General features: G+C 69.7%; 1 protein-coding gene. It reads left to right on the top strand.

The window, feature by feature from the left end; genetic code table 11:
• On the top strand, positions 1 to 1328 hold a 1328-nt coding region (locus ABGB16_RS33705), incomplete at its 5' end, for an ISL3 family transposase (RefSeq protein WP_347672097.1).
• Between the last annotated feature and the right edge of the window lie 12 nt (positions 1329 to 1340).

Raw genomic sequence — 1340 nt, 5'->3', positions numbered from 1 at the left:
GAGCTGCGAGCATGATCAACGATACGACCCGGCTGCTGGGCCTGGACGGCCTGGTCGCTGAGCGGGTCGAGCTGGACATCACCGGTGTCCCGGTGGTGGACCTGTCCACCGGCTGTGAGCAGGCACGATGCTGCCCGCAGTGCGGACAACGTGCGCTGAAGGTGAAGCAGTGGACCACAACCCGGCCGCGGGATCTGCCAGTCGGAGGCCGGATGGTCCGGCTGCGCTGGCGCAAACGTCGTTGGTACTGCCCGACGCCGGGCTGTTCGCGTAAGTCGTTCACCGAGCAGGTCGCGCAGGTCCCGGCCCGTGCCCGGCTGACCAGCCGGCTGCGGCAGGCGGCCGGGGCGGCGGTCGCCGACGCGGGTCGCACGATCGTGCAAGCCGCCCGGGACCACGGCATCTCCTGGCCGATCGTCGCTGCCGCGTTCACTGCCCACGCGAGCGCGGTGTTGCCGGCCGAGCCGGAGCCGGTCGCGGTGCTGGGCATCGACGAGGTTCGCCGCGGCAAGCCGCACTGGATCTGGGATGAGCAGGCCGGTTCGTGGACCGTGACTGCGGACCGCTGGCACGTCGGCTTCTGCGATCTGTCCGGTGGTCAGGGGCTGCTCGCGCAGGTCGAAGGCCGTACCACGGCGGCGGTGACCGGCTGGCTGACCGCCCGCCCTCAGGCCTGGCGTGAGCAGGTCCAGGCGGTGGCGATCGACATGTGCACCGTGTTCAAGTCCGCGATCCGGCAGGTGTTACCGCACGCGGTGCTGGTCGTCGATCACTTCCACGTCGTGCAACTGGCCAACCGGGCGGTCACCGAGGTCCGCCGCCGCATGACCCTGACCCAGCGGGGACGCCGCGGTCGCGGCAGCGACCCGGAATGGCGGATGCGTAACCGGCTGACCCGCTCGGCCGCCCGGATGCCCGGCAAGCACGTCGACCGCCTCGTCGACACCCTCGATGCCCTCCCGGCGACGATCGGTGCTCCGATCCTGGCCGCGTGGAACGCGAAAGAAGACCTGCTCGACCTGCTCGCGGTCGCCCGCACCCAGCCCACCCGGGAACACGTCCACCGGCTGCTGCACCGCTTCTACACACGCTGCGCCGCCTCTGACCTGCCCGAACTCCACCGGCTCGCCACCACGATCGAGACCTGGTGGCCACAAATACTGGCGTTCCTGACCACCGGCATCACCAACGCCGGCTCGGAAGGAACCAATCGGGTTATCAAAACCATCGCCCGCGACGCCTACGGCTTCCGAAACCCCGAAAACCAACGCCTACGCACCCGCACCACCACCACGCGACGCCACCGCGGACACCTCAACCCCGCTTAAGTTCGAAGAGCC

The organism is Micromonospora sp. B11E3, from assembly GCF_039871625.1.
GTDB lineage: Bacteria > Actinomycetota > Actinomycetes > Mycobacteriales > Micromonosporaceae > Micromonospora.
This window is presented reverse-complemented; position numbering and strand designations above follow the sequence as displayed.